This window comes from Paenibacillus sp. J2L1-98 (assembly GCF_056269405.1).
The window spans coordinates 85,203-109,626 of record NZ_JBWDNW010000008.1; the positions used below are offsets into that span (position 1 = coordinate 85,203).

25 protein-coding genes are annotated in these 24,424 nt (G+C 50.4%); 13 read left to right on the forward strand and 12 right to left on the reverse strand.

Annotation, left to right across the window (positions count from 1 at the left end; all coding sequences use genetic code 11):
* Positions 1-11: 11 nt before the first annotated feature.
* Both AC0YNZ_RS16530 and AC0YNZ_RS16535 read right to left on the reverse strand, forming a co-directional pair.
* Positions 12-812 (reverse strand): hypothetical protein, encoded by an 801-nt coding sequence (locus AC0YNZ_RS16530; protein WP_475827653.1) that lies wholly within the window; start codon positions 810-812, stop codon positions 12-14.
* Between the two features lie 313 nt (positions 813-1,125).
* Entirely contained in the window at positions 1,126-1,716 is a 591-nt protein-coding gene (locus AC0YNZ_RS16535) for a hypothetical protein (protein WP_475827654.1), read from the reverse strand.
* 120 nt (positions 1,717-1,836) lie between these two features.
* Between AC0YNZ_RS16535 and ilvA the strand changes: the two genes are divergently transcribed.
* Positions 1,837-3,105 carry a threonine ammonia-lyase IlvA gene (gene ilvA / locus AC0YNZ_RS16540; protein WP_475827655.1) on the forward strand — a complete coding sequence of 423 codons (1,269 nt, stop codon included), beginning with the start codon at positions 1,837-1,839 and terminating at the stop codon, positions 3,103-3,105.
* A 48-nt stretch (positions 3,106-3,153) separates the two neighbouring features.
* Here the strand turns inward: ilvA and AC0YNZ_RS16545 are convergent, their stop codons facing one another.
* A complete protein-coding gene (locus AC0YNZ_RS16545) occupies positions 3,154-4,131 on the reverse strand; it encodes an aldo/keto reductase (RefSeq protein WP_475827656.1) in 978 nt (325 codons plus the stop codon).
* 133 nt (positions 4,132-4,264) lie between these two features.
* On the opposite strand from AC0YNZ_RS16545, the gene AC0YNZ_RS16550 reads away from it, so the two are divergent.
* The 6 genes from AC0YNZ_RS16550 to AC0YNZ_RS16575 all read left to right on the forward strand — a co-directional run bounded on the left by AC0YNZ_RS16550 (position 4,265) and on the right by AC0YNZ_RS16575 (position 8,282).
* Positions 4,265-5,428, forward strand: coding sequence for a diglucosyl diacylglycerol synthase (locus AC0YNZ_RS16550; RefSeq protein ID WP_475827657.1), 1,164 nt, complete (start codon positions 4,265-4,267; stop codon positions 5,426-5,428).
* Positions 5,429-5,447: 19 nt separating this feature from the next.
* Positions 5,448-6,641: an MFS transporter gene (locus AC0YNZ_RS16555; RefSeq protein ID WP_475827658.1), complete on the forward strand. Its 1,194-nt coding sequence runs from the start codon at positions 5,448-5,450 to the stop codon at positions 6,639-6,641.
* A 15-nt stretch (positions 6,642-6,656) separates the two neighbouring features.
* Entirely contained in the window at positions 6,657-7,265 is a 609-nt protein-coding gene (locus AC0YNZ_RS16560) for a TVP38/TMEM64 family protein (protein WP_475827659.1), read from the forward strand.
* An 11-nt stretch (positions 7,266-7,276) separates the two neighbouring features.
* Entirely contained in the window at positions 7,277-7,651 is a 375-nt protein-coding gene (locus AC0YNZ_RS16565; protein ID WP_475827660.1) for a zinc ribbon domain-containing protein, read from the forward strand.
* 164 nt (positions 7,652-7,815) lie between these two features.
* The gene (locus tag AC0YNZ_RS16570; protein WP_181426078.1) at positions 7,816-7,959 is read left to right on the forward strand and encodes a hypothetical protein; all 144 of its coding nucleotides are present in this window, start codon (positions 7,816-7,818) and stop codon (positions 7,957-7,959) included.
* 23 nt (positions 7,960-7,982) lie between these two features.
* Entirely contained in the window at positions 7,983-8,282 is a 300-nt protein-coding gene (locus tag AC0YNZ_RS16575) for a transposase (RefSeq protein ID WP_110770744.1), read from the forward strand.
* Positions 8,283-8,486: 204 nt separating this feature from the next.
* On the opposite strand, the gene AC0YNZ_RS16580 is transcribed toward AC0YNZ_RS16575, so the two are convergent.
* From AC0YNZ_RS16580 to AC0YNZ_RS16595, 4 genes are all read right to left on the reverse strand, one after another.
* Entirely contained in the window at positions 8,487-9,548 is a 1,062-nt protein-coding gene (locus tag AC0YNZ_RS16580) for an FUSC family protein (protein ID WP_475827661.1), read from the reverse strand.
* The gene (locus tag AC0YNZ_RS16585) at positions 9,545-10,678 is read right to left on the reverse strand and encodes a DNA alkylation repair protein (protein WP_475827662.1); all 1,134 of its coding nucleotides are present in this window, start codon (positions 10,676-10,678) and stop codon (positions 9,545-9,547) included. Before AC0YNZ_RS16585 ends, AC0YNZ_RS16580 begins: the two co-directional genes overlap by 4 nt.
* Positions 10,679-10,840: 162 nt before the next feature.
* Positions 10,841-11,608 (reverse strand): sporulation protein, encoded by a 768-nt coding sequence (locus tag AC0YNZ_RS16590; RefSeq protein ID WP_475827663.1) that lies wholly within the window; start codon positions 11,606-11,608, stop codon positions 10,841-10,843.
* A gap of 92 nt (positions 11,609-11,700) precedes the next feature.
* Entirely contained in the window at positions 11,701-13,530 is a 1,830-nt protein-coding gene (locus tag AC0YNZ_RS16595) for an ATP-binding protein (RefSeq protein ID WP_475827664.1), read from the reverse strand.
* Positions 13,531-13,769: 239 nt separating this feature from the next.
* Between AC0YNZ_RS16595 and mscL the strand changes: the two genes are divergently transcribed.
* Positions 13,770-14,228, forward strand: a complete 459-nt coding sequence (mscL, locus tag AC0YNZ_RS16600) for a large-conductance mechanosensitive channel protein MscL (RefSeq protein WP_475827665.1) — start codon at positions 13,770-13,772, stop codon at positions 14,226-14,228.
* Entirely contained in the window at positions 14,221-14,856 is a 636-nt protein-coding gene (locus tag AC0YNZ_RS16605) for an NUDIX hydrolase (RefSeq protein WP_475827666.1), read from the forward strand. The genes mscL and AC0YNZ_RS16605 overlap by 8 nt, the downstream gene beginning before the upstream one ends.
* Here AC0YNZ_RS16605 and AC0YNZ_RS16610 read toward each other — a convergent pair.
* Entirely contained in the window at positions 14,853-15,359 is a 507-nt protein-coding gene (locus AC0YNZ_RS16610; RefSeq protein WP_475827667.1) for a hypothetical protein, read from the reverse strand. The genes AC0YNZ_RS16605 and AC0YNZ_RS16610 overlap by 4 nt on opposite strands.
* A gap of 124 nt (positions 15,360-15,483) precedes the next feature.
* Positions 15,484-15,936: a hypothetical protein gene (locus AC0YNZ_RS16615; RefSeq protein ID WP_475827668.1), complete on the reverse strand. Its 453-nt coding sequence runs from the start codon at positions 15,934-15,936 to the stop codon at positions 15,484-15,486.
* Positions 15,937-16,136: 200 nt separating this feature from the next.
* Here AC0YNZ_RS16615 and AC0YNZ_RS16620 point away from each other — a divergent pair, with 200 nt between their 5' ends.
* Entirely contained in the window at positions 16,137-17,033 is an 897-nt protein-coding gene (locus tag AC0YNZ_RS16620) for a manganese catalase family protein (RefSeq protein ID WP_475827669.1), read from the forward strand.
* 109 nt (positions 17,034-17,142) lie between these two features.
* A complete protein-coding gene (locus AC0YNZ_RS16625; protein ID WP_475827670.1) occupies positions 17,143-17,820 on the forward strand; it encodes a TraX family protein in 678 nt (225 codons plus the stop codon).
* Between the two features lie 9 nt (positions 17,821-17,829).
* Here AC0YNZ_RS16625 and AC0YNZ_RS16630 read toward each other — a convergent pair whose 3' ends face one another.
* Positions 17,830-18,711, reverse strand: a complete 882-nt coding sequence (locus AC0YNZ_RS16630) for a serine/threonine protein kinase (RefSeq protein ID WP_475827671.1) — start codon at positions 18,709-18,711, stop codon at positions 17,830-17,832.
* Between the two features lie 204 nt (positions 18,712-18,915).
* Between AC0YNZ_RS16630 and AC0YNZ_RS16635 the strand changes: the two genes are divergently transcribed.
* Both AC0YNZ_RS16635 and AC0YNZ_RS16640 read left to right on the forward strand, forming a co-directional pair.
* Positions 18,916-19,083: a hypothetical protein gene (locus AC0YNZ_RS16635; protein ID WP_181426079.1), complete on the forward strand. Its 168-nt coding sequence runs from the start codon at positions 18,916-18,918 to the stop codon at positions 19,081-19,083.
* 131 nt (positions 19,084-19,214) lie between these two features.
* Positions 19,215-19,433 carry a hypothetical protein gene (locus AC0YNZ_RS16640; protein WP_056631865.1) on the forward strand — a complete coding sequence of 73 codons (219 nt, stop codon included), beginning with the start codon at positions 19,215-19,217 and terminating at the stop codon, positions 19,431-19,433.
* A gap of 220 nt (positions 19,434-19,653) precedes the next feature.
* On the opposite strand, the gene AC0YNZ_RS16645 is transcribed toward AC0YNZ_RS16640, so the two are convergent.
* Entirely contained in the window at positions 19,654-20,382 is a 729-nt protein-coding gene (locus tag AC0YNZ_RS16645) for a response regulator transcription factor (protein ID WP_110770753.1), read from the reverse strand.
* A 102-nt stretch (positions 20,383-20,484) separates the two neighbouring features.
* Positions 20,485-24,345: a response regulator gene (locus tag AC0YNZ_RS16650; protein WP_475827790.1), complete on the reverse strand. Its 3,861-nt coding sequence runs from the start codon at positions 24,343-24,345 to the stop codon at positions 20,485-20,487.
* Between the last annotated feature and the right edge of the window lie 79 nt (positions 24,346-24,424).

Below are 24,424 nucleotides of genomic sequence, written 5' to 3' on the forward strand. Positions count from 1 at the left end.
TTTGTATTTATTTAGACGTTAACCGTTTGAATGCCTTGAAACAGCGTTGCCATATATAGACTGCCGCCCTGCATATCGATATCCGTTACCGGACAGCCCAGCTTAACCGACAGCAGTGTGACTTGATTGCGAATGTAAGCGAGCTGGAAAAGTCCGCGATCCGTACACGCATAAATATCATTGCCCTGGACCAGCACGGAAAAAATAAACGGCTTGCCGAAGCGGATCCGGTCAAATCTGCCTTTCTTATCGCCGATGAGCAGTTCCCCTTGATCGCTCGTTCCGATCAAATGGCCTCTGAACACCGCTAAGCTCGTAACGCTTGTTTCCAGCTCGAAATGAGCCCACTCATCCATAAAGCGATCATATAGCGAGATCCCGCTGTCATGCGCGATGATCAAATATTGAGGCAAGTTAATAAAATCGTATACCCGTTTATCGTTGCAAGCGATCTGCTCCCATCTGGAGCCCGATTTGGACCAGAGTCCGTATTCTGTTGCTGCATAGCTGGTTCCGCCGATTTTACGGTATTGATAGCATGGAATCGTTAAGCCGTCGTTGTCCCATGCTTCACCATTCCATTCATATAAGCCGTTGTCCGTGCAGGCATGCAGCAATTCATGCTGCAGCTGCAGCCGGTTCACGTTGATCAGATCTCCCATCCCCTGATCGAGCTTCTCCCATCTGCCATCCGCATCGATTTGATAAATTCCGTGGCCGACTGAAGCCGCAAACAAGCAGTCCGGTCCTGCCTTTACCGATGAGAAAGGAAAGAGCAGCCAATTCCAAGGCTTGCTTGTTTCCGTCTGCATGTCTCTCACTCCTTCTGAAAATATTGTTTTTGTTCTTATGACCATCCCGTCATGCAAGCCCTTATGCCCTGCATCCTTCTATATGTGTGAATATGTATTTTCATTTGCCTATAGTGATAATGATTATCACTTTCGTATATATGATAACTATTCTCAACGGTTATGTCAATTCATTAATTCATTTATTTGTTCACTCGATCATCATCCCATTCTCTCTTAAATAGATGGAGCTTTTCCTGTTATCTGAAATGAAGCGCATGGCAGATCAAGGGCTCTCCCTTAATCTGCCGTTATTCGCTAGTTTTCGCATCTATTAAAACGGAAGCTCAATTTGCAGCTTGAACCGTAATCTAAGCTGATCTTTCTCGAACTGGACGTCCCTTACGCTCACAACATCCGTCGCCGGCAAATCAAGCGGTATAATAATCGTCTCCAGCATGCCGACCGGCAGACCAATTTCCTTCACGGACAGCGACTGCGGCCTAAGCGCAATGTTCGGCGGCTGCCACTCCAGCGAATATACGGCATCCAGCTCGGCAGGAATACGATCCATATAGGTAACGTTCATTCGCGCAACCAGCTTATCCTCTTCCAGCTCGAATACGGCGCCGTCCAGACGGAGATCCTTCGCAAGCTCTAGAGAAGACCCGCCGGCTCCCCGGCTTGCATATTTGCTGTTCAAATGGTTTTTAATCAAATCGTTAATGTCGGCTTCCGATAGGACGAGCTCCGTCTTTAATTTTTTGACCATATCCAGCGCCTTCGCATTCACATCTATTGGCGCATAGCGCAGGTCAAGCTGCTCGTCCGGCGCAATATAGGACAGCAGCCACCAGAGCGCGCCTCCAAGCAGCAAAACCATAACAAGGAGTGCCGCCAGCATTCTTTTCAGCATTTTAACCATACTACTCCCCCTATGAGATCGTATTAAACCATTTTCCAATACGTCAACACGCGATGATAGTGCTATAATGATCAAATAATCAAAACCGCTGATTTAGGACAGCCGAAAGGATGGTCACCCATGAACACGAACAACATACCGTTACACCGCATCGGGCTTGAAGAAATCGTTCAGGCGCAAATGCATTTAAAGGATGTCATTACGCGTACTCCGCTCCAGCATAACCGCGTGCTGTCCGAGCGTTACAATTGTAATGTACTGCTGAAACGAGAGGATCTGCAAGTTGTTCGCTCGTTCAAAATACGCGGCGCCTATCATCTGATGCGTTCCCTGGCGCCGGAGACGATAGCCAAGGGCGTTGTATGCGCAAGCGCCGGCAACCATGCGCAAGGCGTAGCTTACTCCTGCCGGACGCTCGGAATCCCCGGCAAAATTTACATGCCGAGCACGACTCCGCGCCAGAAGGTATCGCAGGTCAGTTTCTTCGGCGGATCTTATGTGGAGGTCATCTTAACAGGCGACACCTTCGATGATGCTTATGCGGAGGCGGTCGCTGAAAGCGGCCGCAGCGGAATGGCCTTCATTCATCCCTTCGACGATCCAAAAATCATCGCCGGAAACGGAACCATCGGCCAAGAATTTATGGAATCGGCTGAATCCGCACCCGACTTCGTATTCGTAACCGTCGGCGGCGGCGGCCTGGCTGCCGGTGTCTCCACCTATGTCAAAATCGTCTCTCCCGCAACGAAGGTAATCGGCGTTGAGCCGGAGGGCGCAAAGTCGCTGAAAGCCTCGCTCGATGCGGGTGAAGTTACGCCCCTTGACCAGATCGACAAATTCGTAGACGGCGCAGCTGTTAAGCGGGTCGGCGATTTGACGTTTGAAATTTGCAGAGATTTGCTGGACGATGTTATTGCCGTACCTGAAGGAAAAGTGTGTACAACGATGCTGGATTTGTACAATGAGAATGCTATCGTAGCCGAGCCGGCAGGCGCGCTGCCGATTGCCGCGCTTGACGCCTACCGCGATCAGATCCAAGGCAAGACCGTCATTTGCGTCGTGAGCGGAGGCAACAACGATGTCGACCGGATGCAGGAAATTAAAGAACGCTCGCTTATCTATGAAGGCTATAAGCATTACTTTATGGTAAGCTTTCCTCAACGTGCCGGGGCGCTTCGGGAATTTCTCGATCAGGTGCTCGGACCAAATGATGACATTACCCGCTTCGAATATACGAAGAAATCGAACAAGGACAACGGCCCTGCATTAGTTGGCATCGAGCTTAAACACCGGGAGGATTACGATCCGCTCGTTGATCGCATGACCAAGAAGGGCTTTCAATTTCTTGAGCTGAATAAGGACCCCGTCCTGTTTAACTTGTTGATTTGAGTGATAAGAATCGCCCCGCTTCCATTACTGGAAACGGGGCGATTTGTTTTACCAGGCGTACGCGCGGGGCGCGTCTCCCCCTGGACCCGGGAATATTTCGTCGATGCGCTTCAGCGCCGATTCGTCCAAAGAGATCTCGACTGCGCGAAGCGAGCGCTCAAACTGATCCAGCGTACGTACGCCGATAATCGGTGCCGTTACAGCCGGGTTAGCAAGCAGCCATGCGAGTGATACAAGATCCTCCGGCTCGCCAAGCTCATCGCAGAACGCCGCGTAAGCATCCAATTGATCGCGGCGCTGCTCCAGCCGTTTCGCATCGCCGCTGCGGCGGCCTCCGTCCTTCCGGCGGTGGTTGCCCGCAAGCAAGCCGCCGTCAAGCGGGCTCCACGGAATAACGCCAAGGCCTAATGCCTGCGAAGCCGGCAGTACCTCAAGCTCCGGCAAACGGCACAGCAAATTATATTTATGCTGCTCGGACACAAGCCCGATCGAGCCTCTTGCCTTCGCTTCACCCTGCGCGACCGCAATATCCCAGCCGGCAAAATTGCTTGAGCCTATGTAGCCGATCTTGCCTTGCGATACTGCGGTCTCGAATGCCCCCCACAGCTCGCTCCAGTTGACGCTGCGATCCACGTGATGCATTTGGTACAACTCAATATGATCGGTTTGAAGACGCTTAAGCGAGCCCTCCAAATGTCTGCGAATTTTATAAGCGGATAAGCCCGCATCGCGGTTAGGGCCGTCATGAGCATCATGCATATCGCCATATACTTTAGTAGCCAGTACGGTGCGCTCGCGGCGGCCGCCGCCCTTTTGGAACCATTTTCCGATGATTTCTTCCGTACGTCCTGCATTTTCGCCCCATCCATAAATGTTTGCGGTATCGATAAAATTAATGCCTGCATCCAAAGCTGCATCTAAAATACGAAATGATTCCCTCTCGTCGGTATCCACGCCAAAATTCATCGTACCCAGACATAATCGGCTGACTCGCAGCCCAGATCTTCCCAACTTCGTGTATTGCACGTTAATCATCGCTCCTTCAACTTAGAAATAGGATGGATTACGAATCCATTATACAAAAATTACACAAAGTAACCAAACTGCGTTCACGTTCGCATGACAAAAGTCCGCTAAACTATCGGCAGGAGGTGTACCCATGATTCGATTCGAAAATAATCCACAGCCGAAAATGTTAATTTTGTACGCATCTTACGGAGAGGGTCACCTGCAGGTAGCCCGCGCGATTAAGGGAGCGCTCGAGGAACGCGGCAATTACCGTACCGTTATGGTAGATCTAATGGCGGAGTCGCATCCTTGGCTGAATGAGGTTACACGGCGCTTTTACTTAAAAAGCTATACGCATATGCCCTCGCTCTACGGCTGGATGTATGATTTCACAAGGCAGATGAAGCATGACTCGTTGTTTGGCGGCTTGCTTCATTCCTTTGGAAGAGACAAAATCAGACGTATTATCGCAATAGAGCAGCCGGATATCGTCGTGCATACCTTTCCGAGCTTCGCACTGCCGGAGCTCAAGCGGCGCAAGGACTACCACCCGCCCTCCTATGCCGTTATCACCGACTTCGACCTTCATCGCCGCTGGGTGCATCCGAGCATTGAGCGCTACTACGTCGCAACCGAGGATTTGAAGCTTGAGCTTACGCATCTCGGCATACCGGATAGTGATATCCAAGTGAGCGGCATTCCGCTCAAGCGAGGATTCCGTGCCTCTGCGGCCACAAGCGAGCTCTACGGGCGCTATAAGCTAAGGCCCGATCAACCCGTCGTCCTTATCATGGCGGGTGCGCAAGGCGTTATGCCTGACGTTTCCCAAATCTGCAGCGGCCTGCTGAACGATGATAAAGTACAAGTCGCGCTCGTATGCGGACGCAATTTGCTCATGAAGGACACCATCGAAAAACAATTCCAAGCCCACAAAGGCGCATCGCGCCTGCATGTATATGGCTTCATTGAACAAATCCATGAGCTGATGGCGCTCTCTGACTGCCTCATAACCAAGCCAGGGGGCGTCACGCTCTCCGAAGCTATCGCTGCAGAGCTGCCTATCTTCATTTACCGGCCTGTTCCCGGTCAAGAAAAGCAAAATGCGCTGTATCTCGAATCCAAAGGTGCAGCTATCATAGCCAATGAGGCGAACGAGCTGACGGAACAAATCTTGAAACTCATTCATGATCCGTTACGTCTAACTATTAGCAAACTCTGTATCAAGCAGCTTCAATCCTCGCAAACGGCAGCGGACAGCATAGTTTTGGATATTTTATCCAATTTGCGTATAATGGAGAAAGCATCGACTCTATAAATAGATAAGGAGCCTGTCCGTGCGTACAAATCAGAACGGTTGGTTTGGAGCGGAGATGCGCCTCATCTCCGTTATTTTGTTCGTTGTTGAATTTGTAAGAGGCGCTGTGCTCGTCAGTTTATTGCCTATTTATGGCGCCAAAACATTAGGGCTCGCACCCGATGTTATCGGAGCGGCCATTTCTGCTCACTATATAACCGACACGCTGCTCAAAATAGCTATCGGCTATTTGTTAGACCGCTTTTCCATCCGTATCGTTGTGCAAGCAGGGCTGATTATATCCCTTATCGGCGTTTATTTGCTGCAATTTGCGGAGCTGCCATGGATGTTCATCGGCGCTGCAGCCTTATACGGTATCGGCATGTCGCCGATTTGGATCGCTTGCCTGACGAAGGTGACCGAGCAGCAGCGCGCAACCCAAATGGGAATGCTGTACACCGTTTGGATGGCTGGAATTGGCGGCGGCCCGATTGTTTGTAATATTTTGCTCGATTTCAGCGTATCGTTTACGTACAAGCTGCTCGTCAGCATGTCCGTCGCTGCATGCCTGTTAACGTTCTTCATGAGCAAAGAGAGAGCTAATACGCCAAACCGAATGCCGCTTCGCAAGCAGCTGACTATCCTTAAGGAACAGCTCGGCCAGATGAGGCTATTGCTCCCGGGAATGATTTTGCAGACGACGGGCGCAAGCATGCTCGTTCCGATTTTGCCGGGCTTCGCGGAGCAGGAGCTTGGATTATCAGGTACGCAGTACTCGATTCTCCTTACGGCCGGAGGCCTTTGCGCTGCTGCCGGGCTCATTCCGATGGGCAAGCTTTCCGATATGTTTGGCAGCAAGAAATGGTTTCTCGCAGCCGGCTTCGGCGTGTTCGCGCTTGGCTTGTACATACTGGCTTCAGGACTGACGTTCTGGTATTGTTTACTTATAGCGGTTGCTCTTGGATTGTCTTATTCCGCTATTTTACCCGCGTGGAATGCGCTGCTTGCCGCCTATGTTCCGCCAAAACAAGAGGGGCTTGGCTGGGGCCTATTATCCACCGTTGAAGGAATCGGGGTCATGATCGGTCCGGCTGCAGGCGGTTTGCTGGCCGCTTGGAACGGAGAGGCATCCGTCTTCTGGATTAGCGCCGTCCTGTTTGGGATGATCGGAATTTTTTATTTATGGTTCCCTTTCCGGGCGTTCGCTGCAAATGAAAAAGCTACAAATAAGTAGAACGGAGTTAAATTTATGGATGATTGGCACAATTGGCTGGAATACCTAAAACATCTGGATCTTGATTCGATTCAATGGACGCTGCAAAGCTACTCGCAGTGGGGCCCTTTGCCCGGCATGATACTGCCGATGATTGAATCGTTTCTTCCTTTCCTTCCATTATTTCTTATCATTGCGGCTAATGCGAACATATACGGCCTTGGCTTCGGCTTTCTATTCTCATGGATCGGTGTAACCGCAGGCAGCATAACCGTATTCTGGATAAGCCGCAAGCTTGGCCGCAACGTTAAGGGGAAGCTCGAGAAACGTTTTCCCAAATCGCAGCGGTTTTTCAATTGGATCGAGCGCAAAGGCTTCACGCCGATGTTCCTGCTCGCTTGCTTCCCGTTCACGCCGTCCGTGATCATTACGATCGTCTCCGGCCTAAGCAACGTGCCTTTTCGCACGTTTCTGCTTGCTACTCTGCTCGGCAAGGCGGTTATGATATTTTGCATCTCGCTGATCAGCTTCGATATCGGCAATCTCGTCGATGAGCCTTGGCGGATTTTTGTCTCGATCACCGCCGTGCTGGTTATGTGGTTCGGGGGCAAGCGGCTTGAGTCTCGCTATCAGTTGAACGGGTGAGGTGTGCATATATGACAGATCAGACGTTATCGAACGGCTGGGCGGCGCATCTGGCGCCGCCCTTATTTTCTTGGTTCGACGTTGGCGCGACCGCTATCGTGCTTATCATTGCAGGCATGCTGCTCACCGGCATGTTTTTGTTTGTTAGACTCGCTTCAGACGATTCTGACCGGTACAAGGATCTAAAGGAAATAGTCGAGACGCTCTTCGGCACACCTGCTCATCTTCGTCAACCGTCGGAACAAATCTCCGCCAAGGGTGATAGCAAATCCGAGGGCGGCTCTGCAGCTTCCGCAGCACCATTTTCCGAGCCATGCCCTGCTTGTAACGAAACGGTTACAGAGTGCGATTCGGTTTGTCCCTCATGCGGACTTCGTTTATTATAAGCTTGCCTCATTCAACCTCTAAGCCGGACTCATACATTTCTTCCTTTTGTGGCACACTGTTGAAGATCTTCTTGTGAAGACAAGCGTAAACGGCTGACGCTGTCCAAGGCGGCAAACGCCCGTTTCGTTAGAGCTAACGATAAATTCCTCAGGAGGGTGATCACATGTCAGGCGAACAGCCATCCGATCTGCAGAAAAAGGCAAGCAAGGCGCAATCGAAAGCAGACCGCAACCAAGCCAGCAAAGAATCTGCCAGTGAGCTGCAATCAGTTGCCGATCGCGCAGCGGTGCCGAAGCACGGATTATAAGCATAGGAAGGTTGGTTGACACAATGAGCAATCCAAATAACCATCACGAGATGAATCCCATGTCAGGCGAGCCGGTTGAGGTTAAGGGTACTTACCGAAATGAATGGGGCCGTGAGGAGCAGCTTGAACGCGGAGATATTTTCCCGGCCGATCCCACACTTGGAACGACAGAATGGCAGCTGGTCGAGCTCTTCTTTAATAACCATCATCAGGGACATACCGATCCAAGGTTGGTTCCGCATGATGATGACGATAATCCTGAAGCGCATATGCAGCATCCTCGCCGTCATGAGGGCAGCAGCAAAACGGACGACGATCAATAAATAATCAGCTTGGCAGCGTTGCTGTTCAACAAGCCGGCATCTTTTAACGAGCCGTTTTAGCATCCCTACGAAAAACAGCAGGCCGGAGCGCTCGATAGTATCGCTCCTTCCTGCTGTTTTTGTCTCCATAACCATTTATGTAACAGTAAACTCGAATCAGCAGCCTTTAGCCGGGCTGCGTTGCTGGCCGTACAGAGGAAGCCGCTACAGCTTCTCACCCTCCGGCTCCTCGTTACTGCGCTTTGCGTTTTCCTCGCGCTGCTGCACTTGATCGAGCAGCTTCTCCAGACGCCGAAGGTGATACGCATATTCGAATAGCCCCGAAGCGACAAAGACGAGGCGCTTATGCTCATCCGGGTCATCCATGATGTATGCCGTTAAGTCCTGCACGAGACGCGCTTCACGCTTTTCTTCCGGCTCGATCAGCGCATTCGGCTTCATTTTGTCCTCTGCCTTCAGTAAAATATGCTCATGATACTTCGACAATTCCTCGATTTGATGATCGAAGCGAAGCGCCCACTCTCCGGCGCTCGGGGAGGCGAAATAATGCTCCTCCACCACATCGAGAAGGTCGGCCCCTTTTTGCAGCGCCTTAATCATTTGCTTCGATACAAGCAGCTGCCGGGCATGGCTCGTCTTCGTCCGGGCAAGCACCTTCCGCTCCTCTTCGAATACGGCGTGGCGCTCCTCCAGCTTGCGCAGCGTCCCATGAAGCTTGTCCTTCTCCTCGCGGAATACTTGCTCCTTCATTTCATTGGAGATCGCAGTCCGCAGCAGCAATGAAAGCTGGGAGTAGGCCTGATGCACCTGCTCTGTAAATTGCCGCCTTGGGCGCGGCGGGAAGACGAGCACGTTAACGGCGAATGAAGCGCCGATTCCGGTCAGCACCATCAATAACCGCTCAATCGCCACATCCCAGCCTTGTCCGTTGGCCTCCATGATCGCGACGACCGTAACGAGCGTCAGACTGATCGTGCTCTCCATTTTCAAACGAATGCTGATCAGAATGACAAGAATACAGACGAGTCCAGCCGCAATCGGCGTATGGCCGAACAGCCGGACGGCCGCAATCGCTATAACCGCGCCAAGCAGGTTGGTTTGCACCTGATCCGCTACGCGCTGCCATGACCGGTAAATCGACGGCTGAATCGTAAATATAGCTGCCACCGCAGCAATAAGCGGGGATGCGAAGCCGAACAAGCTGCTTAGATAGATCGCTAACGCGACGGCCATCCCTGTTTTCAACACTCTCGCACCTATCGTCATACCTTCTCAGCCTCCGTCACAAGCAGCTCGGATGCGGCCACCTCTCTACCGTTCACCCATAACGTCACGCGGTGAAGTCCGCAATAATGCTTGCGCGTCGATAAATCCGCGAAGCGATGAACCCGTGCACCCGATGCCGAAGCTCCGCCGGCATATTCGCGGTCAGATAGCAGAAACCGCTTCAGCGACGTCTTGCCCCCGGACTTCACGAACGCAATGCCGTATTCGATACGGAGCTTGGCTCCCTCGCCCTCGCGCAGCTGCACGCGATAGCGCAAAGCCACCTCTCCGCCGATCGCTACCGAATGTTGAGACAGCTCCAAAGCAGCAGCGGCCACAAGCGGAAGCGCAGCAGCATCCGTGTCCGCATCCTTATGCTCGGCATATCCAAACAATGACATGATCTGCGGATTGGCCTGCTTAATCAGCGTGCGGCAGCCATGCCGGATAATCCAATCCGTCTTTGCGTCCTCGCCGATCCACGCCGCCGCCAGCCCGATAACAAGCTCCGGATGATCTTTCGCAATATCGTTCAAATTATTTGCTACACTTTTGCGCACATACAGTGAAGGATCACGCTTAAGCTTCTCCAAAATCGGTACGATCGGCGACGGATCGCGCTTAAAGAGCGGCAGCGCTTGCGCCCAAGGCAGGCGCGGCCTGATTCCTTCGCTCGCCAGCCGCCTGACATGCTCATTCGGATGATCTGCCCATGCGAGCATTTGCTTTGCCATACGCTCCGGGTCGCTTAGAATAAACGCTCTTACTGCGAATTCAGAGGTTGAACGCTCCGTGAAATGTTCAAGCGCGGCTATCGAGAGCGCATAGTGCTGCGGCTCCATCCCGAATACTTCTATGAAGTCCGGAAAAAACAAAAAGGCCAGCCCCGTACAATGTTCATCTATTTGATATAAAACAGCGAGCGCTTCTTCATAAGATGGCGGCAATGCGGCGCCCAGCGCTTCTGTTATTTTTCGAGTACGCGCTTTGAGCTCAAGCTGCGTCCAGCTGCCGTCCCTTACACGCTCCACGAAGCGGGCTTCATCAAACGGGCTCCACGCCGTTTTCACCAATCCGGCAAATTGTTCTAGAAATAATCCGTCATACACAGCCTTAAGCGGTTCTGCCAACGTAAATCCCCTCCTCCAGCTATTATACCAAGTGTAAACGGCTGGCGTCGTCCTTTGGCGACAAAAGCTCGTTTCGCGGTGAAATATACCTGTATCCGCAAAAAAAAGCCCGGGAGTGCTCCTGCAGGAGCACTCCCGGGCTTTTTTCTATTCCAGAGCCTTCTAAGCGAACCGCGCGATGGTATCGGACAGCTGATGGGCGATCGCATTCGGCCCTGCTGCCAGCTGTTCATTCGTCAAGCGGATTCGCACGAAAGATTCATCCATATCCATCGCTTCTGCAAAGAAACTGGATAAGCCGCGCGCACGCCGATCGATCTGCAGCACCAGCTCAAGCTCGCGGTCCGATGGGTAGAACATCACTTCAAGCTCATCGAGCTGCCCCCGGAATTGCGTTGTCGGAACGAACTCCAGCTCTTGGATGAATGGCATTTTGCCGCCGAGACGGGAGGAGTACTCACACTCAGCCTTGCGCAAGCGGAAGCCTAGCAAATCAAGCGCCTCCAGCACCGTATTCATTGGAGCGGTCGGAACCACTTCGATGCGGTCATTATCGCCCGGATCGACGCCGCCGATAACCGCCAGCTCCGTCTTCACCCATACGGGCGTGCGTCCAATCGTAAGCGGAGTTTGGTGAGGCAGCTGGAATGAGAAAGGCACCTCGCGGTTTTCTCCTGCCTGCAGCGTGAACGGCGCGCTGACATGATAGCGTCCAATCTCCCCGTGCTGCGTAATTTTACTGTCATTGCTCTCGCGTATATATTCTGTCATTACCGATAGTTGAATGGTTTCAATCCGCTGCTCCACGCTGCCGCCTTGAATCTTCACGATACCCCGTACCTCTTCGCCGGGCGCATAGCGAGCCTTCTCCAACAGTGTATCAATCTTTGCAGAACCGATACCGATACTAGCCAAAAAACGATTGAACATCAAAACGACCTCCACTCCTATTATCGTGAATCCTAACTGCTTAAGCATATTACGACGCCTTTAAAATTAGGTTTCAATTTCAATTTCAATATTCACTCGCCGCCCCTCGGCTGCTGGCTAAGAGAGCTGTCCTTGTCGCCAAAAACAGTGTCAGCCGCTTGCGCTTGAACAGGCGTAACAGGCAGTTCCTTGTACGGCAATTGTATAATAAAGGTTGTCCCAACCCCGATCTCGCTTTCAGCCGTGATCTGACCCTGGTGGTTATCGACGATCTTGTACGTGACCATTAAGCCGAGTCCCGTTCCTTTATCCTTCGTCGTATAGAAAGGCTGCCCGATCTTAGACAGCTGCTCCTTCGGAATGCCCGAGCCTTCATCCTTAATCCGGATCAATACATTCCGCTCTTCATGAAGGGACATGTCGATGGTGACCACGCCCCCGCTCTGCATCGCTTCAATCGCATTTTTGAGCACGTTAATAAACACTTGCTTTAATTGATTCTCAACGCCAATTACCCATAGCGGGCGATAATCGGCATGGAATTCGAGGACGACGTTATGCAAAATCGCCTGCGTCTCCAGAAGATTTACCGTATCCGCCATAATTTGACGCGAATCCTTATGAACATACTCATAAATTTGCGGCTTGGAGAGCATTAGCAATTCACTGACAATGGATTCGATGCGCACGAGCTCGGATTTCATAATGTCGTAGAAATTGCTCGTATTCCCCCGTCCGGATGAAAGAAGCTGCAAAAAGCCTTTTAACGAGGTGAGCGGATTTCGGATTTCATGGGCAATACCTGCGGCTAATTGACCCGCTACATAAAGCTTCTCCGAATTAATGAGCAGCTCCTCATTCTTCTTTCGTTCAGAAATGTCGCGAATAATGACCTGCTCAATCTGCTTGCCCGAAAAGGTTGAGCTTGCCCTTACCATTTCCGTATGCAGCAGCGTACCCTGCACCGACATCCATTGCAGCTCAATCGGGCTGGTCGGAGCATCCTCGCCTGCTTGTCCGGCCGCGAGCAAAGCAGCCATCTGTCCATAGTAATTGTCATCCAACAGGTTATACACGCTTGTTCCGATGATGTCATGCTCTGACTGGACCTCGAACATACGCAGTCCGGCCCGATTTATATATTCCCATTTTCCGTCGCTAATTAAGGCGATCGTATCCATGGAGTTTTCGACAAGGAGCTTATACCGCTCGTCGATCTGGCTGTATTTGCTCGCAGCTAGCCAGGTTGTCAGGCTAAAGCTGAGGATTATTAAAGTAGACACCCCGAGCAAGAAAGCGAGCATCAGTAAATATTCGTTTAATAGATCCGTCGATAAAATATCATTGTAATCGACCTGCATCGCATGCAGGCCAATCTGATGCATCGCCATGTTAGATAATCCGAGCGATATGCAGCTTTTAAACTTATACTTGGACGTTTCTGCCTCCAGCCAGTAAAAGGCCAAATAAGCGCCTGCAAAACTGACTCCGAAGGAGAGCCAATAGAGCAGCCAGTTCATTTCTAATTTAATGACCGAATCAGACAGCATGGACATATATTGGAGTATTGTGGCTCCAAGCGCCATCAATAAAGCACTAAATAAATAACGCCTTCGCGAGAGCCACTGCTTCTTCAATATAACCAAGGCGGCATAGACGATAACGGTACATACGACTAATACGGCCAGCATGACCCAATCCATAACCATTCTATAATCTGACGCAAGAAGTGATACGACATGCATGGTCCATAGACCCAGCCCAAAAACGGATGCTCCGCCAATGATCCAGTTGAATCTGTATGTCCGCTCCCGCGGCTGCAGCTGCTCTATCATATTGAGCATGGTATAGGATGCAAAGCACATAATAATGATCGATAGAACTAGAAAATAGGGGTTTCCATTAATGATAGGATAGGTCATAAGACTCCTTAAATATCCATAAATTTACTTGCAATAAAGAAATTCGACAATTCTCACAAAAACCCTCTCTATTTTCAACAAAATTCTGCAGATTTTTGTCAGAAAAGCAGTGAGAGTTTCCCTACTCCCATCTTCGGCTATTATGATAGAATGGTCTGAGTAGAAACGGGCAGCAAGGAATGAATAAGCTGTTGCCAGCATTGCCGGTTTTATTCACAAAAATTTTTGGAGGGAATACGATGAAAATCATCAAGGAATTTAAAGAGTTTGCGATGAAAGGAAATGTCATCGACTTAGCGGTCGGGGTCATCATTGGAGGAGCGTTCGGCAAAATCGTTACTTCACTCGTCAACGATATTATTATGCCGCCGATCGGCAGAATTTTGGGTGAAGTAGATTTTAAAGATTTGAAACTTTATCTTGTGGACACTACAGGAAAGGATGCAGCTGCTCTAGCAGAATCTCCGGCCATTGCTTACGGTCAATTTATTAACGTTATGCTGGACTTTTTGATTGTTGCTTTCTGTATTTTTATGCTCGTCAAAGTAATCAATGTTCTGCGCCGCAATGAGAAGAAAGAAACAGCGCCCGTAGAAGTAACCGAGAAGGATTGCCCGTACTGCTTGTCCAAGATTCCGGTCAAAGCTTCCCGCTGCAAGCACTGCACTTCCCAGCTTGAGGCTTCCGCGCATGGCTGAGGAGCTGTTCGACATTTACGATGAGCAGCTTCGGCCGCTAGGCACGGCGACGCGCGCAGAGACGCACGAGCATGGCTATTGGCATCGCACATTCCATTGCTGGCTGACGCGCCGTGAAGAGAACCGGCGGTATGTGCGGTTCCAGCTGCGGCAGGCCGGCAAGGATACGAATCCGGGCTGCTACGATATAACGGCCGCCGGTCATTTGACCGCAGGCGAAACGATACGCGAAGCCATACGCGAGCTTGAGGAAGAGCTAGGCGTAAACGCGCATTTCGAGCAGCTCATCCCGCTCGGGCAAATACGGGAAGAAGCAAGCGGAGAGGTGAATGGCAAGCCCTTCATCGACCGCGAGGTCAGTGACGTATTCGGCCTTGTGTGCGAAGTGCCATTGACTGATCTGCGGCTGCAGCCTGAAGAAGTAGCTGGCGTTTATGAGGCCGATCTTGATGAGCTGATTGCGATGTTTGAAGGCTCTGTATCAGAGGTGTTTGCACTTGGCGTTGAGCTCGGCGGCCAGACAAGGCAGCTGACGGCCGTGCAGCGCTTCGTCCGGGCGAATCAGTTCGTGCCTCGTCAATTTTCTTATTATACGGACGTACTTCGGGCGCTGCACGGCTGTACTTAATGCGTGCGGCGGCTTTTGTTTATTTGCCCGCGAATTCCCCACGCACGCTCCCAATTGATATACCACTGATCTATTAATCCATGAATGTTATAAAACTCCGTATTGCGCGGCGCAAGGTCAAAGTCATTCAGCTCCGGCTGATTGAGCAGCCGCGCCGCCATTTCATGAAAACAGCCGTGAAGATTCATTTCAATAAAACTGCCAAGCTGATCGAGGGACGTAAAAGATTCCGGATAATGTTGAACTCTCTGCTCAGCCCCCGCATTATAGCAAGGTGTGCGCCTAATGAAGTCCGGCACCTGAGTCCACCCCGCAATCCATCTTCGGTCATAGCCCATTGCATCATGCCAACGATAAACCCGATAAATAAAATCGCGGTGAAACCGCAAAAATCGGTCACCGAAACCAGGCGGCGGAACAGTCCCGGGAACCACATGATTCGCATGATGCCAGACGCGATGTTCATCCAGCAATGCTCGCGGAAATTGAGGTATTTGCGGCATCCTCGTCCCCTCCATATTTGTTCATCCTTTTCAGCTCTCACTCCTGTATCGTATGCGCTTAACGCCGCCGCTGTGATTTCCAACCAAAAAGGACTCCCCACGCGGGCAGCCCCTCTTAGAACAATCAGAACCAACAAGGATGGTGACGACACTCATCTTGTACTCTTTTGACGCAAATATCGAATGTAACAGTTACATCATTGAATTTACCGAATTGGCAGCAGATTCTCACGCAATCTTTGTCGCGCATACGGAAGAAGTTAATGACACGGCAGTCACAGCCCAGCAGGCTTTGTACAGCTCTTGCGTCACGGCAGCGAATCGCTCTGACAAGCTTAGCTGCTGTTTGTCTGTCTTTCAATTGCTTGAAAATATCACTTAATTCTTTTCCTGCTTCTTGCATGGATTCAACTGAAGGGTCCTCCTTGCGGCAGCGGCTTTTATGATCGCCTTTGTTGCATCCGCAGCTTTTATGATCGCCTTTGCTGCATCCGCAGCTGGAAGAGATGCGGGCACGGCTAGCAATTTTAGCAGCAGATTTCATGATGCTGGCTTTCAGTTTTAAATTGGCGGACATTTCTATCCCCCCTCCCTCTCGAACATACTCTATTCTATGCAAATTTAAGAGAGAGGTATGGACAAGTGGCACCCGCCAAACGTTGAATTCATGTCCATTCGACAGAAGGTTGTCCTTTTTGACATCGGCGGTCTATGACTGCAAAAGCTGCCATACATATAGATAAATTGAATTGTCGATGAAAAGAGGTGAATAAGCTCGTGATTGAACGAATTAACCGGCTTCAGGTTGAACTCCCGCCTTCGCCTTACGCGGATGCAAATGCCGCAGCAGCGGTACAGGAGCTGCTTGGAGGGAAATTCGGCGAGATGTCGACATTGAACAATTACATGTACCAATCCTTTAATTTTCGCGAGAAAAAGAAGCTTAAGCCTTTCTATGACCTTGTATCCAGTATTACAGCCGAGGAGTTTGGCCATGTAGAGCTTGTTTCTACAGCTATAAATATGGTGCTTACAGGCATCACCAGTCCCGGTAATCCGAACTCGACACCGCTGAAGGAGGGAGTAAATAAGCGCAACAGCTATTTTTTTATCGCAACCGCTCAAACCTCCATGCCCGGAGATTCAATGGGCCGCGCTTGGACGGGTGATAATGTGTTTAGCAGCGGCAACCTCGTGCTTGATCTCCTGCATAATTTCTTCTTGGAGTGCGGGGCCCGCACGCATAAGATGCGCGTCTATGAGATGACCGACCATCCTACCGCGCGTGCGATGATCGGATATTTGCTTGTCCGGGGCGGCGTACATGTGCTTGCTTATGCGAAAGCATTGGAAATTGCGACAGGCGTTGATGTGAAGAAGCTCATTCCCATACCCGACCTTAGCAACAACAGCTTTGAGACGGCGCGGAAATATGAAGCCATGGGACTTGGCAACAAGCTGTATACGTTCAGTCAGAACGATTACAAAGATATTGTCCTTATTTGGAATGGTCAAAATCCGCTCACAGGAGCTCCGCTGGAGGTTATTCAAGGCGCCCCTCAGGGAGCGCCAATGCCGGATTTGAGCGAGGTGCCGGAGGAATTCGCGCCAGGCATATCGCAGGAGGATTTTATGGAAATTGCTCGGAGGCTGCAGAAGAACGCCGGCCTATAAGGCCCATACCATACAACGAAGACCTCCTCATTCGCGCAAAGCGGCTTGGAGGTCTTCCTGTTCATATTCTCTCGTATTCCTTATGCTATACTAGGTGCAAGACGAGAGAATGAAGGTGATTTTGATACAATTTTTGGCTATGCTTACGATGCTAATCGACCACATCGGTCTCGTTTGGTTTCCTGAGCACATCGTATGGAGAATAATTGGACGGCTGGCATTGCCGTTCTATGCATACGCGATTGTGCTGGGCTATTTTCGCACGAGTGACATTCATCGGTATTTGAAGAGAGTTGCATGGATTGCGCTTCTCTCGCAGCTGCCTTATCAATTCGCCTTTCATCGGCTTGAAGTCAATACAGTGGGCTCTTTATTCGTCTGCCTGCTGCTTCTGCGCCTTCTCGATAAATGGAACGGTAAGCCGTTTCTTCAATACCTGTTAGCTGCTTCTTTTGCCGGTTTGCTGGAAGTTATTCCGTTCAGTTACGGCGCTTATGTCGTGCTGCTCGTGCTCATTTACCGCTATGCTGAGGCGCAGTGGTTTACCCTGTTTCACTTCTCGCTGAATGTGGTAAGTATTTTTGTAAAGGGCTGGTTGATTCAAGCCTTCAGCTTAATGGCCACCGTTCTCATCGTCTATATGCCCGATTTCATGCGCAGCGCCGACAAAATAAAAGTGCCGCGCATCGTATGGCGCAGCTTCTATCCGCTTCATCTAACCATCATCGCGGTCGTCTACTATGTAATGAGCAACGATAACCTGAAAGAAATACTTCGCACCCTATAATTCAGCCGATTATTCTGCCAGAGAAGCCAGAAGCTGCTCCAGCTCCTGCTCGCACTGCGCAGCGGACGCCCAGCCCGGCTCGCTTTGCTGGAGAAGCCTGCGCACGAACAGTTTCACCGCCAGCGGAAGCTCCAGCTCCTCTTCCCAGCTGCGCTCCTCCTGCTCTTCATGGTGCTCATAGCTTGCATACATCATGAACAGAAACAAATGGCCTAATCCGTACAGATCGCTGGCCGGAACGGGACGTCTCATCAGGCGCTTTGCGCCTGACCAACCGCCTCCCGGCAAATGGCCTTCCTTATTTTCAAGCGGCTCCGTTTCCTTCAGTCCTATGCGCAATGCTTCCGGAAGCTGTTCGCCAATGCGGCAGGAGAGCCCATAGTCGATCAAATACAAGCGCCCGTCTTTCTCCAGCACATTCGGAATGCGGACGTCGCGGTGCACAAAGCCGGCTCGATGCAAATAACCAAGAGGCTGCAAAAGCTGCTTTATGACGCTTAACGTATCCTGTAGAGAGTACATCTGGCCTTGCTCCATCATTTTGTGCTCCAAATTGTCGCCATCGACGAGCTCCATTAGAAGCGCTTCATCAAAGCCTTTCTTCTCGTAACGGACCCACTTCGGAATTTGCGGATGACTCAGCTTCTGCAAAATCATGCTTTCCCTCTCCAGCAGCTGTCTGCCTATCTCTTTCTTGCTCGGCATATTTCGTTTCATTAACACCTTATTTCCCGTCACGACATCGGTGCACGCGTAAGCTTGCCCGTAGCTGCCCATTCCGATAAAGCGTTCAATTCGGTATCGCCCCATCCAAATCACGCCGGTACGAAGCGGATAATCCCGCCAATGGTTAATCATATCCTTATACTTGCGCACGAAAAAAGTCCACATCGTTAATTTGCCCCCAGCAGCTGTCTGATTTCCTCAATCGCCTTGTCGAGCGAAATTTGTCGGCAATTAAGAAACCATAGCAACAAAAATACGTATTATTAGTCATATGAAAGCGTACGCTTTCGATGCCCCTTTTGTTTCACAAAACATAAGCGTTAGCTTTCATAATCATTTTTCCAAAATAAAATTTAGGAGGTTAGAATCATGCTAAAGCATTTGCTCAAACGTTTGTTATACTCGCTCATGGGTCGCAAGCGCTACGGTCACCATTACAGCAGCAGTGATTACAATAACGGGCACTATCGTCCGCATAACCGCCCCTATCAAGGTCACGGCTATTACAAGAAGAAATACAGCAGCTATTCCAGCTAAAAAAAATCGCGGAAAATGTCGAATTTGTTAGAAAAGTGTAAATAAAGTAAACAAAATCCTGACGACAGTTTCATAAGAGGCTAAAATGTTTACGTTAGAATGGAGGAAATCGATCGGAGGTGTAATAGGAAATGATGAAAATCGTTACCTTCAAAAGTCGTTCCGTCCCCGTCTACTACCCTAATGAACTATCAGCATCCATAGAACAGCTTAATCATAAATTGTACGAATTGGAATTGGATTTTGATTTCCGCAAAAAATGGAGAAGAATCAAATCCGTTGAAATGGTGCGCGATGTGGCTATTTTCCAGTATAACGACGGCACAAAGCTCTATCTTGAAGTATGTTAAATAACCATGCTAAAAAGACCTGACGGCACATCCCTAATGTGCCCGTCAGGTCTTTTATATTTCGCTGCCGCTGCCTTATTCGTCAAATGAGGTCCCATTGGCCTATTTATCCGCACTTCACGATCGGTGAATCATGGATAGGCCAAACCTGTTAGGCAAAAAGAACCACTCCGCTTCAGCGAATGGTTCTAAGCAGAGAAAATTTGAAATCGTAATGTGTTCAGCCTTTGCTCACGCTTGTATGCTGGGCCACATACTTGTAACCAAAGCCCCAAACCGTTCGGATCAGCCTTGGTTCCTTAGGGTTCTGTTCGATCTTCTTGCGAAGATTAACAATATGTACGTCGATGGCCCGGTCTGTCACGAAGGAGTCAAAGCCGCGAATCGTATTTATAAGTTCTTCCCTGCTGAATACCTTGCCGGGATAAGCTAGAAACAGCTTCATAAGCTCATACTCCGAGAAGGTTGTATCAACCAGCTGGCCGCGAACAAGCAGTAAGCGTCTCTCGAAATCAAGTTGGATCGGTTCACGATCGTCCATCAATTCTACCTCTGCAGCAACCTGCTGCATCGTTTCTGCCTGAATCGTATTTGAACGTCTAATTAACGCTTCTACCCGGGCTGTCATTTCATGCATGCTAAATGGCTTGCACATGTAATCGTCCGCTCCAGCTTTCAAAGCCTGAACCCGTTCAGATACTTCACTCTTCATAGATAGAATCATGATCGGTACGTTTGAGCGCTTCCTTATGAGCGCACATACTTCCATGCCGTCCAAATCGGGCAAGATCAGATCCAGCAGCACCAGATCAGGAACAAACTCTGACGTGAGCCTCAATCCTTCGTCCGCCCTGTATGCTTGCATGACGGAGTAGCCTTCTTCTGATAAATACATAGACAGCATATCACTCATCATGACGTCATCTTCAATAACTAAAACCTTATACATTATTGTCACCCTTTTGGAGGATTGAAGATTTCTGTCGAATATACATTGTAACTCTACTATACATTACCGCCATTAAAGGGACAACAATTTGTTAGTAATTTGTTAGGTTTTATTATCCAAAATATCCTTCGCATTTCGAAGCCCTGCCAACAACTGCTTCAGCGTCGTCTCTACCTGAACAATGGCCGTTTGCAGCTCCTCTTTATCCAGCTGCGGCTGCTTAACGATACGTTCTACCTCACATACGGCCTCCAGCAATTCATAGGCTGACAAATAGCCGGCCGCCCCCTTTAAAGTGTGAGCCATTCGTTTGACAATTGTTAGCTCCGATTGCTTGACCATCATGCGGAGCTGATCGGCAAAGGAATCATAATCGAGCACAAATTGCTCCATCATATGCTGCATAATCGGCAGCTTCCCATTAACTCTCGCAAGCGCGCTCTCCACGTCCATACCGGCAACAGACGGCAATGGCCTTCCGTTCGCTGCATTTGACGCATGGGAACGATTCGGTTCAGCTTGCAGCTCCTGCGCAGCGGCCGGCTTGGTTATAAGCTTGTTGCCCTGCTTCAGCCAGTAAGAGATGACCGTATGCAGCCGCTCGGAAGATACCGGCTTCGTCACCACATCATTCATGCCCAGCTTCAAATAACGTTCGTGATCGTTGCGCAGCACGTTTGCGGTTACCGCAATAATGGGAATATGATCGTATTTCGGCTCGCTGCGGATAAGGCGAACCACTTCCGATCCATCCATAACCGGCATATGAATATCCATCAATATTAAATCCCAGTGCTCTTCCACAACCTTTTGAAGCACCTCTTCGCCGTTCTCCGCCACACCTACCTCGTAGCCCTGCTCCTTCAAAATCTCTATCGCGACCAATTGGTTGATCTTATTGTCCTCTGCTAACAAAATACGCGTATTTGCTCCGTTCTTCTGCACCTCAGGAGCGGGAGCAGCGCTTTCCTGCTCATTAACTTCGGAGCCCTTCCGTTCAAGGACGCTTTCAATCGCGCGCAGCATGTCCCCTCGCATAATCGGCTTGATCAGCAGCGTGACCGGCCTTTGCTCCGCGGTCAGCTGCATCATTTCATCACGGCCATAGGAGGTCGTCATAGCAATGGTTTTGACGCCGGCCGCTACCGCATCGCAGTGGAACTCCAGCCAGGTTTCGGCGCCGTACATATCCGGCATTTCCATATCCAAAACGATGAGCTTCGGCAATGCGCCCGCTCCAATGCGGCGAAGGCGGTCCCGGGCCATTTTCCAAGAATGGAACGGTATTGGCGTTAAACCAAAGGATTCTACCGTGTCGCTCCAGAAGTCCCGCATCTCATCGTCATCCTCTACGATCCAAACAGGCTGCTCGGTCAGCTCCGGACGAACCTGCCTGTGCTGCTCCGTATATTTATGCATTACGGTGAACGGCAGCGTGAAGTAAAACTGACTGCCCACGTACGCTTCGCTGGACACCTCCAGCTTGCCGCCCATCAGCTCGACCAAAGATTTCGAAATGACTAGACCAAGACCGGTGCCTCCAAACTTCCGTGTCGTTGAGCCGTCCGCCTGCGTAAATGGCTTAAATAGCTTCTCCACCTGCTCGGCCTTCATGCCGATGCCCGTATCTGCGATGATGAAGCGTATTTTCACTCCTTTAGCCGATTCCTCCACAAGCTCCAGCTGAAGCCTCACTCGTCCTCTATTCGTAAATTTAATCGCATTCATACACAAGTTGAGGAGCACCTGCTCAAGGCGCAGCGCATCCCCAGTGATCGTCTGCGGCAAATGCTCAGGCGTATCAATAATAAACTCAAACTGCTCCTTACCGCCCATAAATACGCTTAGCTGGTCGGCTATCCGGTGCATGAGCTCCTCCGGCTGGAACGGCAGACGTTCGATGTCGACCTTGCCCGCTTCGATTTTGGAGAAGTCCAAAATATCATTGATGATTCGCAGCAGCGTCTCCGAGGATGTATTCATCTTGTCCATGTAATCCTTTTGCGAGGCAGAGAGCCCCGTTTTGCGCATTAATTGCGTTAAACCGATAATGCCGTTGAGCGGGGTCCGAATCTCATGGCTCATGAGCGCTAAGAAGCGGCTCTTTGCCTGATTCGCCTCATCCGCTTCGAGCGTGGCGCGCACGAGCTCCTCCTGCACCATTTTTTGCTCGGAAATATCGCGGGCGATGCAGGAGAAGAACAGTTCTCCCGTGTCCTCGTTCTTATGCGCAACGACGACCATCGACACATGCAGCGCCTCGCCGTTGCTCTTAAGCAATTGTGCACCGCTCTCCCAAAAACCGAACTGTTTGGCTTGCGCAGCGCCCTTCACAAGCTCTGAATATACTTCCGGATGGGTATGCTGCTCGACCGTATATTCGCCATCCACAGCATCTTGCAAGCCGAGCATCTCTCTGCCGGCTCTATTCATATAAACGACCTTGCCGCCCGCGCTAACCGAAGCGATTAAATCCTTGGCCGATTCCACAATGTCGAGCAAGCGATTGCGCGCCTTCTCCATATGCTTGCGGTCGGAAATATCGAGCACCATGCCGACGACGCCAGAGAACCGCCCATTGCGGTCACGCAGGCCGTTCGAGCTATGCAGCGTCGGAATTCGCGTGCCGTCTTTATGGATAAAGGTCCACTCCCGTTCATAGGAGAAGTTCTCGCCGCGAAGCTCCTTGAATACCTCTAGGCCCGGCTTCACCTCCCTGCCGAGCTGGATGCTCAGGTTTTCCGCTTCCAAGCGGATTTCATCCAAATCCATGAACAAGAGCGGCGTAGCAACACCAGCCAGCTCCTCGCTCTTGTAGCCCAGCATCTCTTCTGCCGTTCTGTTCAAATAAGAAACCTTATATTGTTCGTCAAGAACGATAAACCCATACTGGTTTTGGTTAATAATAGCCTCAAGCCGATCGAACATTTCTTGCAGATGCTCCATCATCCCGTTGACGGAGTGGCCAAGCTGTCCGATCTCATCATGCGGCAGCGCCTCAAGATGCTCGGCCTCGAAGCGTCCGGCCGCAGCCTGCTCTGTAACGCCAAGAATACGTTCCAGACGCTTAACAATTTGCTCAAAATAGAGAAAGAAAGAGATGACAATGATCGCCTCCGAGACGGCAATCGTCGTGAAGATACGCCAAAAGACAGGCTTCAGCTTCTCCTCCAGCATCGATACCGGCTCTTGCAGCGCGAAGCGCCACGGCGTATCGCTTACCTTCGTGTGGAAGACCGCATAAAGCTTGCCGCTTGCCTTTATCCTTGACATTCCCTCGTACGAGTCCAGCATTTTATTAGAAATGGGAAACAGAAAGGAGTGCTTATCAACTAAACCCGCGCTTTCCGTTTCTTCAGATTTAGAGCAAAAAAGGATATCTCCCTCATCGTTAAATAAGCATATGACGGAGTGCTCTCCCGCAAATTCGATGAATGGCCGCATGGCAGAAAATTCAATGGACGCGTAAACGAGTCCTTTAAATTCATTCGCTGCCCCATAGACAGGCACGACAATAAGCAGCTGCTTGGTGGCAGAGAACGAAGGCGTATACGGATCAGTAATGACAACCTGCCCCTTAACCGCCTCTTGGAAGAACGGCTCCCCGCTCATGTCTATTCGTCCGCCATCGGTTCGCAAGCTTTGTCCATTCTCATCTATGTACCCGATGGCATGATAGATGAAGCCCCCGCGCACGAGCTCAAGCCCAAAATAGTGAAGACGCTCTGCATCCGTACCGAACCGCACTATCTCAGTACGGCTCATCATGACTACTTCCGCCTTGCGGACAGCCATCCACGACGCCAAATCGTTAGCGCGGTTGCTTTGCTTGCTGCTTGTCTTCCCGATTTCCGATTGAACAATCGCTTCCTTCACGACAGAATAGTTGAACACCCCGGCAAATAGCAGCGGGACAAACGAAATGAGCACGATTAATATCAGGCCTTTTGTTCGCAACGACATTTTTTTCAAGCCGCTTTCCCCTTCCGCTCCGCGTTAGCTCTATCTGTCGAACATTGACACTATTATACCTCTTTTATCC

Excerpts from the sequence above, each read along its gene's own strand:
- AC0YNZ_RS16530 (WP_475827653.1), bottom strand. The coding sequence starts at position 812 with ATGCAGACGGAAACAAGCAAGCCTTGGAATTGGCTGCTCTTTCCTTTC.
- AC0YNZ_RS16535 (WP_475827654.1), bottom strand. The coding sequence starts at position 1,716 with ATGGTTAAAATGCTGAAAAGAATGCTGGCGGCACTCCTTGTTATGGTT.
- ilvA (WP_475827655.1), top strand. The coding sequence starts at position 1,837 with ATGAACACGAACAACATACCGTTACACCGCATCGGGCTTGAAGAAATC.
- AC0YNZ_RS16550 (WP_475827657.1), top strand. The coding sequence starts at position 4,265 with ATGATTCGATTCGAAAATAATCCACAGCCGAAAATGTTAATTTTGTAC.
- AC0YNZ_RS16560 (WP_475827659.1), top strand. The coding sequence starts at position 6,657 with ATGGATGATTGGCACAATTGGCTGGAATACCTAAAACATCTGGATCTT.
- AC0YNZ_RS16565 (WP_475827660.1), top strand. The coding sequence starts at position 7,277 with ATGACAGATCAGACGTTATCGAACGGCTGGGCGGCGCATCTGGCGCCG.
- AC0YNZ_RS16570 (WP_181426078.1), top strand. The coding sequence starts at position 7,816 with ATGTCAGGCGAACAGCCATCCGATCTGCAGAAAAAGGCAAGCAAGGCG.
- AC0YNZ_RS16575 (WP_110770744.1), top strand. The coding sequence starts at position 7,983 with ATGAGCAATCCAAATAACCATCACGAGATGAATCCCATGTCAGGCGAG.
- AC0YNZ_RS16580 (WP_475827661.1), bottom strand. The coding sequence starts at position 9,548 with ATGACGATAGGTGCGAGAGTGTTGAAAACAGGGATGGCCGTCGCGTTA.
- AC0YNZ_RS16590 (WP_475827663.1), bottom strand. The coding sequence starts at position 11,608 with ATGTTCAATCGTTTTTTGGCTAGTATCGGTATCGGTTCTGCAAAGATT.
- AC0YNZ_RS16595 (WP_475827664.1), bottom strand. The coding sequence starts at position 13,530 with ATGACCTATCCTATCATTAATGGAAACCCCTATTTTCTAGTTCTATCG.
- mscL (WP_475827665.1), top strand. The coding sequence starts at position 13,770 with ATGAAAATCATCAAGGAATTTAAAGAGTTTGCGATGAAAGGAAATGTC.
- AC0YNZ_RS16605 (WP_475827666.1), top strand. The coding sequence starts at position 14,221 with ATGGCTGAGGAGCTGTTCGACATTTACGATGAGCAGCTTCGGCCGCTA.
- AC0YNZ_RS16610 (WP_475827667.1), bottom strand. The coding sequence starts at position 15,359 with ATGCCGCAAATACCTCAATTTCCGCGAGCATTGCTGGATGAACATCGC.
- AC0YNZ_RS16615 (WP_475827668.1), bottom strand. The coding sequence starts at position 15,936 with ATGTCCGCCAATTTAAAACTGAAAGCCAGCATCATGAAATCTGCTGCT.
- AC0YNZ_RS16625 (WP_475827670.1), top strand. The coding sequence starts at position 17,143 with ATGAAGGTGATTTTGATACAATTTTTGGCTATGCTTACGATGCTAATC.
- AC0YNZ_RS16630 (WP_475827671.1), bottom strand. The coding sequence starts at position 18,711 with ATGTGGACTTTTTTCGTGCGCAAGTATAAGGATATGATTAACCATTGG.
- AC0YNZ_RS16635 (WP_181426079.1), top strand. The coding sequence starts at position 18,916 with ATGCTAAAGCATTTGCTCAAACGTTTGTTATACTCGCTCATGGGTCGC.
- AC0YNZ_RS16640 (WP_056631865.1), top strand. The coding sequence starts at position 19,215 with ATGATGAAAATCGTTACCTTCAAAAGTCGTTCCGTCCCCGTCTACTAC.
- AC0YNZ_RS16645 (WP_110770753.1), bottom strand. The coding sequence starts at position 20,382 with ATGTATAAGGTTTTAGTTATTGAAGATGACGTCATGATGAGTGATATG.
- AC0YNZ_RS16650 (WP_475827790.1), bottom strand. The coding sequence starts at position 24,345 with ATGTCGTTGCGAACAAAAGGCCTGATATTAATCGTGCTCATTTCGTTT.